Genomic DNA, 15,148 nt, shown 5'->3' on the forward strand with positions numbered 1-15,148 from the left:
GAAGTGATCAGCTCAGCTCAGCCGCTCGGGCCTGTGGTCGCGTTCGCTTCGCTTCCGCTGCGGGCAGGTGCCGCCTTCGTACCTCAGGCGCCCCCTACCCTCCGCTGCGGCTCAGCTCAGCCGCTCGATGACCATCGCCATGCCCTGGCCACCGCCCACGCACATGGTCTCCAGGCCGAACTGCTTGTCGTGGAACTGCAGGCTGTTGATCAGCGTGCCGGTGATCCGGGCGCCGGTCATGCCGAAGGGGTGGCCGACGGCGATCGCGCCACCGTTGACGTTGACCTTCTCCAGCGGCAGGCCGAGGTCGCGGTAGGAAGGGATCACCTGGGCGGCGAACGCCTCGTTGATCTCGGCCAGGTCGATGTCGTCGATGGTGAGCCCGGCGCGCTTCAGCGCCTGCTTGCTGGCCTCCACCGGTCCGTACCCCATGATCTCGGGGGAGAGGCCGGAGACGCCGGTCGAGACGATCCGGGCCAGCGGGGTCAGGCCCAGCTCGCGCGCCTTCGTGTCGGACATGATCACGAGCGCGGCGGCGCCGTCGTTGAGCGGGCAGCAGTTGGCGGCGGTGACCAGGCCGTCGGGACGGAAGACCGGCTTCAGGCCCTGCACGCCCTCCAGCGTGACGCCCGCGCGCGGGCCGTCGTCCTGGGAGACGACCGTGCCGTCGGGGGTCGTGACCGGGGTGATCTCGCGCGCCCAGAAGCCGTTCTTGATGGCTTCCTCGGCGAGGTTCTGCGACCGTACGCCGAACTCGTCCATGTCCTGACGGGTGACGCCCTTGAGCCGGGCCAGGTTCTCGGCGGTCTGCCCCATCGCGATGTACGCGTCCGGGACGAGGCCGTCCTCGCGCGGGTCGTGCCAGCTCGCACCGGTCTCCTCGGCGCGCGCGGCGGTGCGGGCCTCGGCCTCGGCGAAGAGCGGGTTGTGCGTGTCCGGCAGGCTGTCGGAGTTGCCCTTCACGAAGCGGGACACCATCTCGACGCCGGCCGAGATGAAGACGTCGCCCTCGCCGGCCTTGATGGCGTGCAGCGCCATGCGGCTCGTCTGCAGGGAGGACGAGCAGTAGCGGGTGACCGTGCAGCCGGGAAGGTGGTCCATCCCCATCTGCACGGCGATGATGCGGCCCAGGTTGTTGCCCTGCTCGCCGCCGGGGAGGCCGCAGCCGAGCATCAGGTCGTCGATGTCCTTCGGGTCCAGCTCGGGGACCTTGGCCAGCGCGGTCTGGATGATCGTGGCGGTCAGGTCGTCCGCCCGCAGGTCCTTCAGTGAACCCTTGAAGGCCCGGCCGATGGGGGAACGGGCAGCAGAGACGATCACGGCTTCAGGCATCACGCGGCTCCATGAGGGCTGGAAGGCTGGCTGTCCGGCAGGACTGACCGGCAGACCTGACGGGCAGGACTGCCTTGGAAGTTACCCGGCCGTATCGCTGAGGTCACCCGGCAGGCCATGTGATGCGGACCTCTTTTCTAAGCGACCGCTCAGTCGAGTGGATGGGGTCGGTGGACGGGGTCGAGTGCATGCGGATGTTCAGGCGTGCCGGGGAGCGGGATCCGTGCCCGCGTCCCCGCCCGCGCGGGGGTCCCCGTCCGGGTGCACGTCGGGGTGTTTGCCGTCGGGATGCTGCCCGTCCGGCAGCCCTACGTCGGGGTGCTGTCCGTCCGGCAACGGTACGTCCGGGTGCTGTCCGTCGGGGTGCTGCCCGTCCGGCAGCGGTACGTCGGGGTGCTGCCCGTCCGGATACGGATGGGACCGCGCCAGGGGTTCCGACTGAGGCTGCGGATGCGGCTCCGTGGCCGTCGGCAGACGCCGCCGCCTGCGGTGCTTGAGCAGGGCCCAGGGCGCCCGCGCCCCCGTGACCTCCGTACCGGCCTCCCGGGCTGCCTGGGACGCCGCCTTGGCCACCGGCAGCATGTCCTCGCGGCGCGAGCCGTCGAGGCGGTCGGACTCCGGCCACAGCCCCAGCACGGCGCACAGGGTCGGCAGCAGCGCCATCGCCGCCGTCGCGTACCCCTCGGCCGACGGGTGGTAGTTGTCCGGGCCGAACAGTTCGCGCGGGTTCGCCTCGAACTCCGGCCCCAGCAGGTCGCCCAGCGACACCGTGCGCCCGCCCTGTTCCACCGAACCGATCGTCTGGGCGGCGGCCAGTTGGCGGCTCGCCCGCCGGGCCAGCCAGCGCAACGGCTGGTAGACCGGCTCGATCGTGCCGAGATCAGGGCACGTGCCGACAACCACCTCCGCGCCCGTCGTGCGCAGCCTGCGCACGGCGGTGGTCAGGCACCGCACCGAATGGGTGGCGGGCATCCGGTGTGTCACATCGTTCGCCCCGATCATGATCACGCAGACGTCGGGCGTACGGGACGTGTCGGCCAGCAGCACCGACACCTGCCGCTCCAGATCGTCCGACCGGGCCCCCGGCTGCGCGACATTCCGCAGATCCACCGGACGCTCGGAGACCGCCGCGAGCCCCGAGGCGAGCAGCGCCCCGGGGGTCTGTCCGGCCCTGCGCACGCCCTGGCCGGCCGCGGTGGAGTCGCCGAGCAGGCCGAGGAGCAAAGGCTCCGCCGGACCGGTGAAGGCCACCCCGTACCGCCCGTCGGCACTCGGCGGGACGGGTGCGATACCGCCACCCACCTGCCGCTTCGCCAGCTGGACCTCCGCCAGCACCACGCCCACCGCCGCCGCACCGAGCAGTCCGATACTGCCGCCGCCGTAGGCGGCCCCTGCCGCGATCCGCCGTGCCACCCTTGCTCTTGACACAGTCCGGTCCACCTCCTCGTCGCCGTACCGTCGTACACAGAGCTAACTGCCCCGTAACGACCGTCGCCCAATCGCTTCGCCCAATCTCATCCCCGTACGCATACGCTGGCGGCACCATCTCGGAGACCCCGGAGTAACACGGTGCAATTTCACGATTCGATGATCAGTCTCGTTGGCAATACCCCGCTGGTGAGGCTGCGCAGTGTGACGGCCGGCATCGAGGCGACGGTGCTGGCCAAGGTCGAGTACTTCAATCCCGGCGGTTCGGTCAAGGACCGCATCGCCCTGCGCATGATCGAGGCGGCCGAGGAGAGCGGCGCGCTGCAGCCCGGCGGCACGATTGTCGAGCCGACGAGCGGCAACACGGGCGTCGGCCTGGCGATCGTCGCGCAGCAGAAGGGCTACAAGTGCATCTTCGTCTGCCCGGACAAGGTGTCCACGGACAAGATCAATGTGCTGCGCGCGTACGGTGCCGAGGTCGTCGTCTGCCCGACGGCCGTCGACCCCGAGCACCCGGACTCGTACTACAACGTGTCCGACCGGCTGGTCCGTGAGACGCCGGGCGCCTGGAAGCCCGACCAGTACTCGAACCCGAACAACCCGCGCTCGCACTACGAGACCACCGGTCCCGAGCTGTGGGAGCAGACGGACGGGAAGATCACCCACTTCGTGGCGGGCGTGGGCACCGGTGGCACGATCACCGGCACCGGCCGCTATCTGAAGGAGATCAGCGGCGGCTCGGTCAAGATCATCGGCGCGGACCCGGAGGGCTCGGTCTACTCCGGCGGCTCCGGACGCCCGTATCTGGTCGAGGGCGTCGGCGAGGACTTCTGGCCGAGCGCGTACGACAGCACGGTCACGGACGAGATCGTCGCGGTGTCCGACAAGGACTCCTTCCAGATGACCCGCCGACTCGCCAAGGAGGAGGGCCTGCTCGTCGGCGGTTCCTGCGGCATGGCGGTCGTGGCGGCCCTGGAGGTCGCGCAGCGCCTCGGCCCGGACGACGTGGTCGTCGTACTGCTGCCGGACAGCGGCCGCGGCTACCTGAGCAAGATCTTCAACGACGAGTGGATGGCCGACTACGGCTTCCTGGAGGACACCGGCCCGTCGGCGCGTGTCGGGGACGTACTCGCCCACAAGGAAGGCGCGATCCCGACGCTTGTCCACATGCACCCGGAGGAGACCGTCGGCGAGGCGATCGACGTCCTGCGCGAGTACGGCGTCTCGCAGATGCCGATCGTGAAGCCGGGGGCCGGGCACCCGGACGTGATGGCCGCAGAGGTCATCGGTTCGGTGGTGGAGCGGGAGCTGCTGAACGCGCTGTTCGCGCAGCGCGCCTCGCTCACCGACCCGCTGGAGAAGCACATGTCGCCGCCGCTGCCGCAGGTCGGCTCGGGCGAACCGGTCGAGGACCTGATGTCGGCGCTCAGCGGTGCGGACGCCGCGGACGCGGCGATCGTCCTGGTGGAGGGCAAGCCGAAGGGTGTCGTGAGCAGGCAGGACCTGCTGTCGTTCCTGGCGAAGGACGCCGGTCCGAAGCAGTAGAGCGGGAATCGGGGCTTCGTGAAAACGGTACGAGCACGACACGTACCCGCAGCACCGGCTTAACACGGCTCCGGCACATTAGTGGGTGTCGGCAGGGAAACCCGCCGACACCCGAGACGGCGACACGGACTACGGAGCGGCTCCCGGACCTCCACTGTCGCCAGGACGCGATCAGCCGGCCCTGACCCGGACCCGCGTCCCTCGCGGGGACCGCCGTCGTCCCGCCCCCTGGGAAACCGGGGGTGCGGCGGTCCCTGCGACATACCTCCACGCGCGTCCACCAGCGGCCAAGGGCCGCTCATCAGGCGGGCGCGGCCGCCCAGCTCGCCAGGAGCGCGATCCGCTCGGCAGTCTCGGTATCCGGTTCCGGCGTATAGACGACCAGCGACTGGTCGGGGTCGCCAGGCAGCGCCAGCGTCTCGTACGGAAGCGTCAGTTCGCCCGCCACGGGATGCTGGATGCGCTTGACCCCGTACGTCTTCGCCTTGACCTGGTGGTCCGCCCACAGCCGCCGGAAGTCCTCACTTCGCAACGACAACTCGCCGACCAGCGTGGCGAGCTGTTTGTCCGTCGGGTGCAGCCCGGCGTCCAGCCGCAGATGCGAGACCGTCTCCGCCGCCACTGCCGCCCACTCCGGGTACAGCTCGCGCGCCGCCGGTTCCAGGAACACCTGGCGCGGCATGTTGCGCGCGGCGGCGGGCATCCGGGAGAAACCGACGACGGCGTCGCCCAGGGCGTTCCAGGCCAGCACGTCCATGCGGCGGCCCAGGATGAACGCGGGGGCCCTGTCGATGGTGTCCAGCAGCAGCCGCAGCCCGGGCCGTAGCCGCTGCGCGGCAGCCGGCCGCTCGCCGCGTGCCCTCGTGCTCGGCCGGGCCACGGTGTGCAGATACGCCAGCTCCGTCTCGTCCAGCCCCAGCACCCGGGCGATCGCGTCGAGCACCGCGTCCGAGACGCTCGGTCCGCGCCCCTGTTCCAGCCGGATGTAGTAGTCGACGCTCACCCCCGCGAGCTGCGCGACCTCCTCGCGGCGCAGCCCCGGCACCCGGCGTCGGCCGTATGCCTGCAGGCCTACGTCCTCGGGCTGGATCCGTGCGCGTCGCGAGCGGAGAAAGTCTCCGAGGTCCCCATCCATGCGCTCGATCCTAGGAGACGGGCCGGAGCGGAGCCTGGTACTGCCGGACCCAGGAACGACGCATCCCTGGGTAACGGGCGCCGGGCGGCGAAGAGTGGAACCTGCCACCGGGGAGACGCCCGGCGGACACCAGGGAGCACAAGGAGCACGCCATGTCGTACGAGACCCTCGCAGGCCGCACCGCTGTCATCACCGGAGCCGCCAGCGGCATGGGCGCCGCCACTGCGCTCCTGCTCGCCGCCCGGGGAGCCAGGGTGGCGCTGCTGGCCCGGAGGGCGGACCGGTTGGAAGAAGTGGCCGCCAGGGTCACGGCGGAGGGCGGCGAAGCGCTCATCGTGGCGGCGGACGTCACCGACCAGGCATCCGTCGACGCGGCTGCCGAGCGTGTCCATACCGCCTTCGGTGAGGTCGACCTGGTGGTCAACGCAGCCGGAGTGATGCTGCCGAACCCGGTGGACGAGGGCCGTACCGACGAGTGGCAGCGGATGCTCGACACCAATGTGTCGGGCGCGCTGAGGATCATCCGTGCCTTCACCCCCGACCTGGTGGCGGCCGCCGCCGGGGGCCGCACCGCAGACCTGGTGAACATCTCGTCGATCGGCGCGCACATCGCGTTCCCCGACTACGCCGTGTACGGGGCGACGAAGGCGGCACTCAGCCACCTGTCGGCATCCCTGCGCACAGAGTTCGGCCCGCGAGACGTCCGCGTCACGAACATCGAGCCGGGCCTCACCGACACGGAGCTGGGCAGCCACATCGACAACGTGGAGCTGTCGGGCCGGCTGGACGGCATGTTCGACGCGCTGGGCTCCCTGTCCGGCGACGACATCGCCGACCTGGTCGCCTACACCACCAGCCGCCCGCGCCACGTCAACCTGCGCCAGCTGATCGTGCTCCCCACACGCCAGGCGTAACCGGCGGCCGCTCAGCCCTCCCAGTCGGACTTCGCGCGTCCCTCCGAGCGCCGGAACAACGGCCGACTGCGGACCACCTGGGCGACATTCACCCCGACGATCCCCAGCCAGGCCACGGCGAGCCCCTCGATACCGGCGTTCGCGACCCCGATCGCGGACAGCGGGATGGCCAGGACCAGCGAGATGATCCCGAACCCGAACCGTTCACCGAAGTTCGCCAGCGGATCCTGGGGCGCCCGGGCCTCTCGGGCGACCGTGATCTGCTGCTCGGCGAGATGACGCCGGACGCGACGGTCGAGCGTCTCGTCGAGACGCCGGTCGACCTTCTCCAGGAACGAGTCGATGAGCGCGGACTCGTACTCGGGCCCCAGCTCGCTGCGGGCCTGCAGGGTGGCATTGAGCTCTTTCTCGAGCTCGGAGTCACGGGCTTCCATGGCCCAACAGTACGGAGCGAAGGAGCCCGGCGCAGTGGGGCCAGCCCCCCTTTCGGAGGTCGGGGGCGTACCAGGGAGGGCCCTCGGTGGCGTTGGTCCACTCGCCGATGGCGACGTCCTCGCTCTTGACGCCGTGGACGACCGCGCCGGTCCCCACCGGGTCGTGGATGACCGCGACCCGGTGGGGACCGGGCTCAGACGGCCGGGACCTGGTCCGGCGCGGTGATCGTGGCCGTCGGGATGTGTGTCGTGTCGCGACGGGCGAGCAGCCAGTACAGCAGGGCGGGTACGAGCAGGCCGATCACCCAGGAGATGTCCGCGCCGCCCAGCGGCTCCACCAGCGGGCCGGTGTAGAAGGTCGTCGCCAGGAAGGGGAGCTGGGCGACGATGCCCACCGCGTACACCGACAGTGCGTCCCAGCGCCAGGCGCCGTAGCGGCCGTTGGGGTCGGACAGGGCCGGGATGTCGTACCGCTCACGCGAAATCAGGTAGTAGTCGACGAGGTTGATCGCCGACCACGGGGTGAAGAAGGTCAGCAGGAACAGCAGGAAGTCCTTGAACGAGGTGAGGAAGGTGTCCTTGCCGAGCAGGGCGACCGCCGTGCCCGCGATCATGATCACGGTGATGTACGCCGAGCGGCCGCGCTGCGAGAGCGCCCGCTGCCCGCGGAAGCCGCTGATGCCGGTCACCATCGACATGAACCCGCCGTAGGTGTTCAGCACGTTGATGGTCAGCTTGCCGAGCGCGATCACGAAGTAGAGCAGTGAGGCGATCAGTCCGGTGCCGCCCAGCGAGACCACGTAGCTGACCTGGTCGTCGAGGAACGCTTCGCCCGCGGATGCCGCGACCAGCACGCCGAAGGCCATGGACCACTGGGAGCCGAGCGTCGTGCCGGCCAGCGTCCACCAGAAGGTGGCGCGGGCGCTCGTCCGGCGCGGCAGGTAGCGCGAGTAGTCCGCGACGTAGGGCCCGAACGCCAGCTGCCAGGACGCCGCGATCGACACCGCGAGCAGGAACATCGGCAGGTCGAAGGCGCGGTCGGCGAGGGCGGCGCCGAGATCGATCCGGTCCAGCAGCCGGATGCCGAGATAGACGAAGGCCAGTGCGCAGACCACGCTGGCGACCCGGCCGAGGACGTGGACGACCCGGTAGCCGATCGCTGCCATCAGCGCGGTGATCACGGCGAAGACGAGGATGCCGGGGGTCTGCCCGAGATGGGTGAGCTCGCCGACCGCCTGGCCGGCCAGCACGCTGCCGCTGGCGAAGAAGCCGACGTACATCACGACGACGAGGAGCAGCGGCACGACCGCGCCCCGCACCCCGAACTGTGCCCGGCTGGAGATCATCTGGGGCAGGCCCAGCCGGGGGCCCTGCGCCGAGTGCAGCGACATCACCGCTCCGCCGAGCAGATTGCCCACCAGCAGGCCGATCAGGGACCAGAAGGCGCCGCCGCCGAAGATGACCGCGAGCGCGCCGCTGACCACTGCGGTGATCTGGAGGTTCGCGCCGAGCCAGAGGGTGAACTGGGAGAACGCTTTGCCGTGCCGTTCGTCGTCCGGTACGACGTCGATCGAGCGGCGCTCGACGAGAGAGTCGGCCATGAGGGTGCTCCTTTTCGCTTACTTCTGTATCAGGCCGTGCGCCGCGGCCCAGTCGTGCGCCACGTCCTCCGGGTCCTTCTTGTCCTTGTCCACCAGACGGTTCAGCTCCGTGAGGTCCTTCGTCGTGAGCGTGGCGCCCAGGCGGGCCAGTGCCTTGCGGACCGTGGAGTCCGCCGCGCGGTCCGCGATCAGGGGGACCACGTGCTGGCCGGGGATCAGGTTCTTGGGGTCGGTGAGGACCACCCAGCCCTCGGCGGCGATGTCCGTGTCGGTGGTGAAGAGGTTGGCGACGTCGACGTCGCCCTTCTTCAGGGCCCCCTTGACCAGCGGTCCGGAGGAGTCCAGCGACTTGAACTCCTTGAACTCGACTCCGTACACGTCCTTGAGGCCGACCGCCCCGACCGTCCGCTTCTTCACCTCGGGGGCCGCGCCGATGATGAGCTTTCCGTTCTGCTTCGCCAGGTCGGCGAGGGAGGACAGGCCGTATTTCCTGGCGGTCCTCGGGGTGACCACGAAGGCGTCCGAGTCCTCGGCCATGCCGTACGGGAGGATCTGGAGGCCCTTGGGGAGGGCGATGGCCAGGGCGTTCTGCATCTCGCCCTCCTCGGTGGCCTTCGCCTTCGGGTCGAGGTAGTGCAGGAGGGCGCCCTGGTACTCGGGGAGGAGGTCGATGTCCCCGCCCTCGAGGGCGGGGATGAGGATCTCGCGGGTGCCCAGGTTGGCGCGGACCTTCGTCTTCACTCCGGCGGCCTGCAGGGCTTCGGCGTACAGGTAGCCGAGCACCTGGTTCTCGGTGAAGTTGGCCGTGCCGATGGTGATGCCACCGGCGCTGGAGCCGGCGCCGCTGCTGCTGCCTCCGCCCTGGCCGTCGAGCGAGGTGATGCCGCTGCTGCAGGCCGCGAGTGCGGGGACGGCGGCCGCGGCGAGGAGGCCGCCCAGCAGGGAGCGGCGAGTGGTGCTGTGGGGCTGGTGGGTCATGGGTGGTCTCCTCAGGCGGTGCGGTGACGGAAGAGGATGCGCTGCAGCCCGGACAGGGCCAGGTCCAGGGCGACGGCCACGACCGCCACCAGGACCGCGCCGCCCAGTACCTGGACGAGGTCGCGCTGGGCCAGGCCGTCGAAGACGTACCGGCCGAGGCCGCCGAAGCTGACGTACGCGGCGACCGTGGCGGTGGCGACGACCTGGATCAGGGCGAGGCGCAGGCCGGTCATGATCAGGGGGAGGGCGAGGGGAAGTTCCACCTGCCACAGGATCTGGTGCCCACGCATGCCCTGGCCGCGGGCGGCGTCCTTCACCTCCGGGTCGACGGCGGTCATCCCGGCGTAGGTGTTGGTCACGATCGACGGGACGGCGAGGGCGACCAGCGCCACGTACACCGGGGTCATCGACAGGCCGCTGGCCAGGAAGACCAGCACCACCAGGCCGACCGTGGGGAGCGCCCGGCCGAACGACGAGAGGTTGATGGCGAGGAACGCGCCGCGCCCCGTGTGGCCGATGAGCAGGCCGATCGGGAGCGCGATCGCCGTCGCGATCAAGGTGGCGAGGAGTGAGTACTGGAGGTGCTCGGCAAGGCGGTGCGCGATGCCGTCCGGGCCCTGCCACTGTTCGGCGCCGGTCAGCCAGGTGCCGAGGTTCGCGAAGAGTTCGTACATCGGTCAGGCCCTCTGCTTCCGCTTCCAGGGGGTGAGCACGTATTGCACGGCCACCAGCGCCGCGTCCGCGACCAGCGCGAGCAGCAGGGTCAGGGCGATGCCGGCGACCACCGGGGTCGGGAAGTTGCGCTGGAACCCGTCGGTGAAGAGCTGGCCGAGGCCGCCGTCACCGATGTACGTGGCCACGCTGACCAGCGAGATCGACATGACCGTGGCGATCCGTACGCCCGCCATGATTACGGGGAGGGCGAGGGGGAGTTCGACGGTGAGCAGGATGCGCAACGGGCGGGTGCCCATGGCTTTGGCGGCCTCCCTGGTGCGCGCCGGGACGGAGTCCAGACCCTCGACCGTGTTGCGGAGGAGCACGACCAGTGTGTAGACGGTCAGGCCGATCACCGTGGTGGTGCGGGTGAGGCCGGACACCGGCAGGAGAAGGACGAAGACCGCGATGGACGGGATCGTGAAGAGGATGTTCGACAGGCCCAGGAGGAAGCCGCGCAGGGGGCGCACCCGGTGGGCCAGGACGGCCAGCGGGAGCGAGATCAGCAGGCCGAGGAGCACGGAGGTCAGGGCGGCCTGGAGGTGGGAGACGGTGAGGGTGGCGAGGTCGCTCGCGTGGTCGGAGATCCACGACCAGTCGATGGTCATGCGCTGCCCTTTCCGGCCGGAGCCGTCATGGGCCGGGGGGCCGCGACCGCTGCGGTGTGGGCGTCCCCCGCCCGCGCATGGACGGACTCGCGCGCGGTGACCCCGGTCAGTACGCCTGCCTCGTCGACCCGGGCTATCAGGCCGGCCGGGGAGGCGACCGACTCGTTCAGCGCGGAGAGCAGCGAGTCGGTGTCGCGCAGCGGCCGTACGGGGAGCAGCGGGGCGTCGCCCGCCGGGCCCGACGGAGCGGCTGCCGGGTCCAGCCAGCCGAGGGGTTCGCCCTTGGCGGAGACGACCAGCTGCCAGTCGGCGCGCCCGGCGGGGGCGGGTTCGTCGGCCCGTACCGTCGTCGCCGGCTGTCGGGGGAGATCCGCGAGCGTGCTCAACGAGAGCAGCTTCAGGCCGCGCTCGGCGCCGAGGAAGTCGGCGACGAAGTCGTCGGCCGGGCGCGCGAGCAGTTCGGCGGGCGGTGCGCACTGCACCAGATGGCCGCCGGTACGGAAGACGGCGATCCGGTCGCCGAGCCGTACCGCCTCGTCGATGTCATGGGTGACGAAGACGATGGTCTTGTTCAGCTCCTGCTGGAGGCGGAGCAGCTCGTCCTGGAGCTGGGTCCGGACGACGGGGTCGACCGCGCCGAACGGCTCGTCCATCAGCAGCACGGGAGGATCGGCGGCGAGCGCACGCGCGACACCGACGCGCTGCTGCTGGCCGCCGGAGAGCTGGTGCGGGTAGCGCTTGGCGGCATCTGCCGGAAGTCCGACCGTCTCCAGCAGCTCGGCCGCCCGGGCCCGGGCGCGCTTGCGTCCGTGGCCCAGCAGCAGCGGGACCGTGGCGATGTTGTCGAGGATCGTGCGGTGCGGAAAGAGCCCGGCCTGCTGGATGACGTATCCGATGCCCCGGCGGAGCTCGGCGGCGTCCGCTTCGAGGATGTTCCGGCCGCCGAGCGTGATCGTGCCGGAGCTCGGATCGACCATACGGTTGATCATCCGGAGAGTGGTGGTCTTGCCGCAGCCGGACGAGCCGACCAGGACGGTGATGCCGCCCTCCGGCATGGTCAGGCTGAGCTCATGAACTGCTGTCGTGCCGTTCGGGAAACGCTTGTTCACTGCGTCGAATTTGATCATCGGTCGTCCCTTGCCCCGGCTGCATATAGTCATGCAGAGTTCTCGTTGACTGAATAGGTTGTCAATGCCTCGGGGTAAAACACTGGTTACGGAAGCCCGAGCGGCGAGATGCAGTGTCTGAATGAGGAGGGTTCGCGCATGATGTCGTCCCACATGATGGACTCCTCGCCCTTCGGTGGGTGGGCCGCGGACCATGCCGTCTCCGTCGTCGAGCTCGACGGCCAGACCCTTCCCGTCGCCGACGTCGTCCGGATCGCCCGTGGTACCGCCCGGCCCGTGCCCGGTGCCGAGGCGATGAAGCGTGTCGACCGGTCCTGGTTTGCGGCCCGGGAGCTCGCCGCGACCGGGCGAGTCTACGGGCGCTCCACCGGGGTCGGCGCCAATCGCAACGAGGGTGTCCCCACCGAGGCCGCCGCCGATCACGGGCTGCGCCTGCTGCGCAGCCACGCCGGGGCCATCGGTGACCCGCTGCCCGCCCGCGAGGTCCGTGCCATGCTCGCCGTGCGCGCCAATCAGCTGCTTGCGGGCGGCGCCGGACTGCGGCCCGGCGTCGTCGTCGGTCTCTGCGAGGCGCTGGAGGCCGGGGCGCACCCGGTGGTCAACGAGTTCGGTTCGGTCGGTACCGGGGACATCGCCGCCCTCGCCCAGGTCGGCCTCGCGCTCGCCGGGGAGCACCCCTGGCAGGGGCCCGGCGCCGCGCCCGAGCCCCAGTCGCTCGACAACAACGACGCCCTTGCCCTGATCAGCAGCAATGCCCTCACCCTCGGCCAGGCCGCTCTCGCGCTCGACGAGCTGCGCCGGCTCGTCACCGCCACCGAAGCGGTCGCCGCGCTCTCGCTGCTCGCGGTCGACGGTTCGTACGAGGCGTACGCCGAACCGGTCCACGCCGCCCGCCCGCACCCCGGCTCGTACCAGGTCGCGGCGCGGATGCGGCAGCTGCTCGGCGCCCCCGACCGTCCGGGACCGCCGCTCGGCCGGATCCAGGACCCGTACGGCTTCCGCTGCCTGCCGCAGATCCACGGCCCCGCGCAGGACGCCGCCGACGCACTCGAACGTGTCCTCGCCGTCGAGATCAACGCCGCCGCCGAGAACCCGCTGATCTGCCCGGACGCCGGTCTCAACGACAGCCCCGCCGCCTACCATCACGGCGGCTTCTACATGGCCCAACTCGCCCTGGCTCTCGACCACTTCAGGCTTGCGGTCACTCAGGTCGCCCGGCTCTCCACCTCCCGGCTCTCGGCTCTCAACGAGCCGTCCTTCACCCGGCTGCGGCCGTTCCTCGCGGACGGCGAGCCCGCCGCCTCGGGCGTGATGATCCTGGAGTACGCGGCCGGGGCCGCCCTCGGAGATCTGCGGGCGTTCTCCGCGCCCGCCTCGCTCGGGCATGCCGTGCTCTCCCGCGGCGTCGAGGAGCAGGCCAGCTTCGCCTCGCTGGCCGCCCGTCAGACACTGCGCGCCTGCAGTGCCTACCGGCAGGTCGTCGCCTGCGAACTCGTTTCCGCTGTACGGGCGTTGCGCCTGCGCGACCTGCGGCCCGATCCTGAGCTGCCGGTCGGGCGGGCGTTCGCGCTGGCCGATTCGTTGCTCGACGCCGAGCTCGCGGACCGGCCGCTCACCGATGATGTGAAGGCGGCGGCAGGGGAACTGCTCGACCGCTGCACGGATCTGTGGAACACCGGACTCACCGGAACGAGCCGGGACACCGGACTCGCCAGTACAAGGGGGACAGCATGAGCAGCCCGGCCGCGCGGTTGCAGCAGCTCTTCGAGGGGCACCGGCTCACGCCCACCCAGCGGCGCATCGCGCACTCCATGGTCCGGCGGGCCGCCGATGTGCCGTTCCTGTCCAGCGTGGAGCTGGCCGAGCTGGCCGGAGTCAGCCAGCCGTCCGTCACCCGCTTCGCCGTCGCGCTCGGGTTCGACGGGTATCCGGCGCTGCGCAAGCACCTGCGGGAGGTCGCGCCCGGATCCGGTGAAGCCGCGGGCGCCGTCGACGACACGTACAACGAATACCAGCAGGCCGTCCACGCCGAGATCGAGAACCTGCAGCACCTCGCCGAGCTGCTCGCCGACCCCACTCCCGTCGAGCGGGCGGGACGGCTGCTCGCCGCGTCACGGCCGCTGCCCGTGCTCGGGCTGCGCGCCGCCTCCTCGCAGGCGCGTGGCTTCGGCTACTTCGCAGCCAAGGTCCACCCGGATGTGCGGGTGCTCGACGAGGGCGGCAGCATGCTGCGCGACCGCATCGACGCGGCGCGGCGGGCAGGGGCGAGCGCGCTGGTCTGCTTCGCGCTGCCGCGCCACCCGAAGGAGGTCGTGGACGCGCTCGCGTACGCCCAGGAACAAGGGCTGACCGTGGTGTCGGTGGCCGACTCGGCGTTCACCCCGGTGGCCAAACACAGTGATCTGCTGATTCCGGCGGCCGTCGGCACCGGGCTCGCCTTCGACACGGCCTGTGCGCCGATGCTGCTGGGGCGGGTGCTGCTGGAGGCGATGTGCGACGACCTGCCCGACGCGCAGGCGCGGCTGGAGGAGTTCGACGCGCGGGCAGCGGCGCGCGGTCTGTTCGCCGAGTGAGCGCGGGGCCGGGGCCGCTGCCGGGGAGGGGAGTGGTCCTGCTGGGCGGGGACGGCATGGCGGAAGCCCGGTCCTGACGGATGCTCGGCCGGGAGTCCAGGAATCACTGCGGATTTTCAGAAATTGCTCAGACACGGCCACTAATCTGCGCCCACAGAAACAGCACCGATGGCTGTCGAGAGGGGTACGGACGTGGGGCGCGGAGCGCAGTCGTTGGCAAGGGTGGCCGTGATCGTACGGGCCGGAGCCGTACCGCTGTGGTGGCCGGGGCTGCTTGCCGCCGCTGTCGGCGCGCTCGTCCCGGGGCTCACCGGCCGGCGGATCGGACTGCTCGCCGGAGCTGCGCTCTTCCTGGTCACCGCAGTGGTGGTGGCGCTCGTACGCGGAGGCAGGTACGCGGATCTGGCCCGGGCCGCCACCCGTGCCGGGCGGACCGACTTCCTCCAGGACCGGGCCGTGACCGTACGCAACTGGCGGCGCGGGCACCGGTGGTGGCTGCTGGGCGGATTCCTCGTAGCGATCGCCAGTGGGTTCCTGCTGCCCGGCGCCGGTGGGCTGGTGCTCGCGGGTGCCGGGGCCGGGCTCTGGCTCAAGGCGGTCCGGATCGGACAGCGGGAGCGCAAGGACGACGTCCTGTACTGGGTGCGGACCGACTGGGTCGAGAAGGGGCGGCCGGCGGGCAAGCAGGTCGCGGCGTACCGGACGACCGGGCCGGTGGCGGGCGACGCCGCGCCCGGTGGGGCGCGGCGTCGCTGAGGG

13 protein-coding genes and 1 pseudogene are annotated in these 15,148 nt (G+C 71.0%); 5 read left to right on the forward strand and 9 right to left on the reverse strand.

Annotated features, from left to right (window positions below):
• Positions 1 to 111: 111 nt before the first annotated feature.
• A complete protein-coding gene (locus ACWCP8_RS23735; RefSeq protein WP_313937637.1) occupies positions 112 to 1,332 on the reverse strand; it encodes an acetyl-CoA C-acetyltransferase in 1,221 nt (406 codons plus the stop codon).
• A gap of 411 nt (positions 1,333 to 1,743) precedes the next feature.
• Positions 1,744 to 2,745 (reverse strand): annotated as a pseudogene (locus ACWCP8_RS23740) (GDSL-type esterase/lipase family protein); the annotation flags it as partial.
• 156 nt (positions 2,746 to 2,901) lie between these two features.
• On the opposite strand from ACWCP8_RS23740, the gene ACWCP8_RS23745 reads away from it, so the two are divergent.
• On the forward strand, positions 2,902 to 4,305 hold the full coding sequence (locus ACWCP8_RS23745) for a cystathionine beta-synthase (protein WP_451117961.1): 1,404 nt from the start codon (positions 2,902 to 2,904) through the stop codon (positions 4,303 to 4,305).
• A gap of 301 nt (positions 4,306 to 4,606) precedes the next feature.
• Here ACWCP8_RS23745 and ACWCP8_RS23750 read toward each other — a convergent pair whose 3' ends face one another.
• Complete coding sequence (locus tag ACWCP8_RS23750) at positions 4,607 to 5,440, reverse strand: helix-turn-helix transcriptional regulator (RefSeq protein WP_352265568.1); 834 nt, start codon at positions 5,438 to 5,440, stop codon at positions 4,607 to 4,609.
• Between the two features lie 152 nt (positions 5,441 to 5,592).
• On the opposite strand from ACWCP8_RS23750, the gene ACWCP8_RS23755 reads away from it, so the two are divergent.
• Complete coding sequence (locus tag ACWCP8_RS23755; protein ID WP_352265570.1) at positions 5,593 to 6,354, forward strand: SDR family oxidoreductase; 762 nt, start codon at positions 5,593 to 5,595, stop codon at positions 6,352 to 6,354.
• A gap of 11 nt (positions 6,355 to 6,365) precedes the next feature.
• Here ACWCP8_RS23755 and ACWCP8_RS23760 read toward each other — a convergent pair whose 3' ends face one another.
• The 6 genes from ACWCP8_RS23760 to ACWCP8_RS23785 all read right to left on the reverse strand — a co-directional run bounded on the left by ACWCP8_RS23760 (position 6,366) and on the right by ACWCP8_RS23785 (position 11,816).
• A complete protein-coding gene (locus ACWCP8_RS23760; RefSeq protein ID WP_352265572.1) occupies positions 6,366 to 6,788 on the reverse strand; it encodes a hypothetical protein in 423 nt (140 codons plus the stop codon).
• Positions 6,789 to 6,982: 194 nt separating this feature from the next.
• Entirely contained in the window at positions 6,983 to 8,389 is a 1,407-nt protein-coding gene (locus ACWCP8_RS23765) for a purine-cytosine permease family protein (protein WP_451117964.1), read from the reverse strand.
• A gap of 18 nt (positions 8,390 to 8,407) precedes the next feature.
• Positions 8,408 to 9,367: an ABC transporter substrate-binding protein gene (locus ACWCP8_RS23770; RefSeq protein WP_352265576.1), complete on the reverse strand. Its 960-nt coding sequence runs from the start codon at positions 9,365 to 9,367 to the stop codon at positions 8,408 to 8,410.
• A gap of 11 nt (positions 9,368 to 9,378) precedes the next feature.
• A complete protein-coding gene (locus ACWCP8_RS23775) occupies positions 9,379 to 10,041 on the reverse strand; it encodes an ABC transporter permease (RefSeq protein WP_326629745.1) in 663 nt (220 codons plus the stop codon).
• Between the two features lie 3 nt (positions 10,042 to 10,044).
• A complete protein-coding gene (locus ACWCP8_RS23780) occupies positions 10,045 to 10,689 on the reverse strand; it encodes an ABC transporter permease (RefSeq protein WP_352265580.1) in 645 nt (214 codons plus the stop codon).
• Positions 10,686 to 11,816 (reverse strand): ABC transporter ATP-binding protein, encoded by a 1,131-nt coding sequence (locus ACWCP8_RS23785; RefSeq protein ID WP_352265582.1) that lies wholly within the window; start codon positions 11,814 to 11,816, stop codon positions 10,686 to 10,688. The genes ACWCP8_RS23780 and ACWCP8_RS23785 overlap by 4 nt, the downstream gene beginning before the upstream one ends.
• A gap of 141 nt (positions 11,817 to 11,957) precedes the next feature.
• Between ACWCP8_RS23785 and ACWCP8_RS23790 the strand changes: the two genes are divergently transcribed.
• The 3 genes from ACWCP8_RS23790 (at position 11,958) to ACWCP8_RS23800 (ending at position 15,145) form a co-directional block, all read left to right on the forward strand.
• The gene (locus tag ACWCP8_RS23790; protein ID WP_451118021.1) at positions 11,958 to 13,550 is read left to right on the forward strand and encodes an aromatic amino acid ammonia-lyase; all 1,593 of its coding nucleotides are present in this window, start codon (positions 11,958 to 11,960) and stop codon (positions 13,548 to 13,550) included.
• Positions 13,547 to 14,389: a MurR/RpiR family transcriptional regulator gene (locus tag ACWCP8_RS23795; protein WP_352265583.1), complete on the forward strand. Its 843-nt coding sequence runs from the start codon at positions 13,547 to 13,549 to the stop codon at positions 14,387 to 14,389. Before ACWCP8_RS23790 ends, ACWCP8_RS23795 begins: the two co-directional genes overlap by 4 nt.
• A gap of 168 nt (positions 14,390 to 14,557) precedes the next feature.
• Entirely contained in the window at positions 14,558 to 15,145 is a 588-nt protein-coding gene (locus ACWCP8_RS23800) for a hypothetical protein (RefSeq protein WP_355996255.1), read from the forward strand.
• Positions 15,146 to 15,148 lie beyond the last annotated feature (3 nt).

The organism is Streptomyces sp. NPDC002206 (assembly GCF_053593595.1).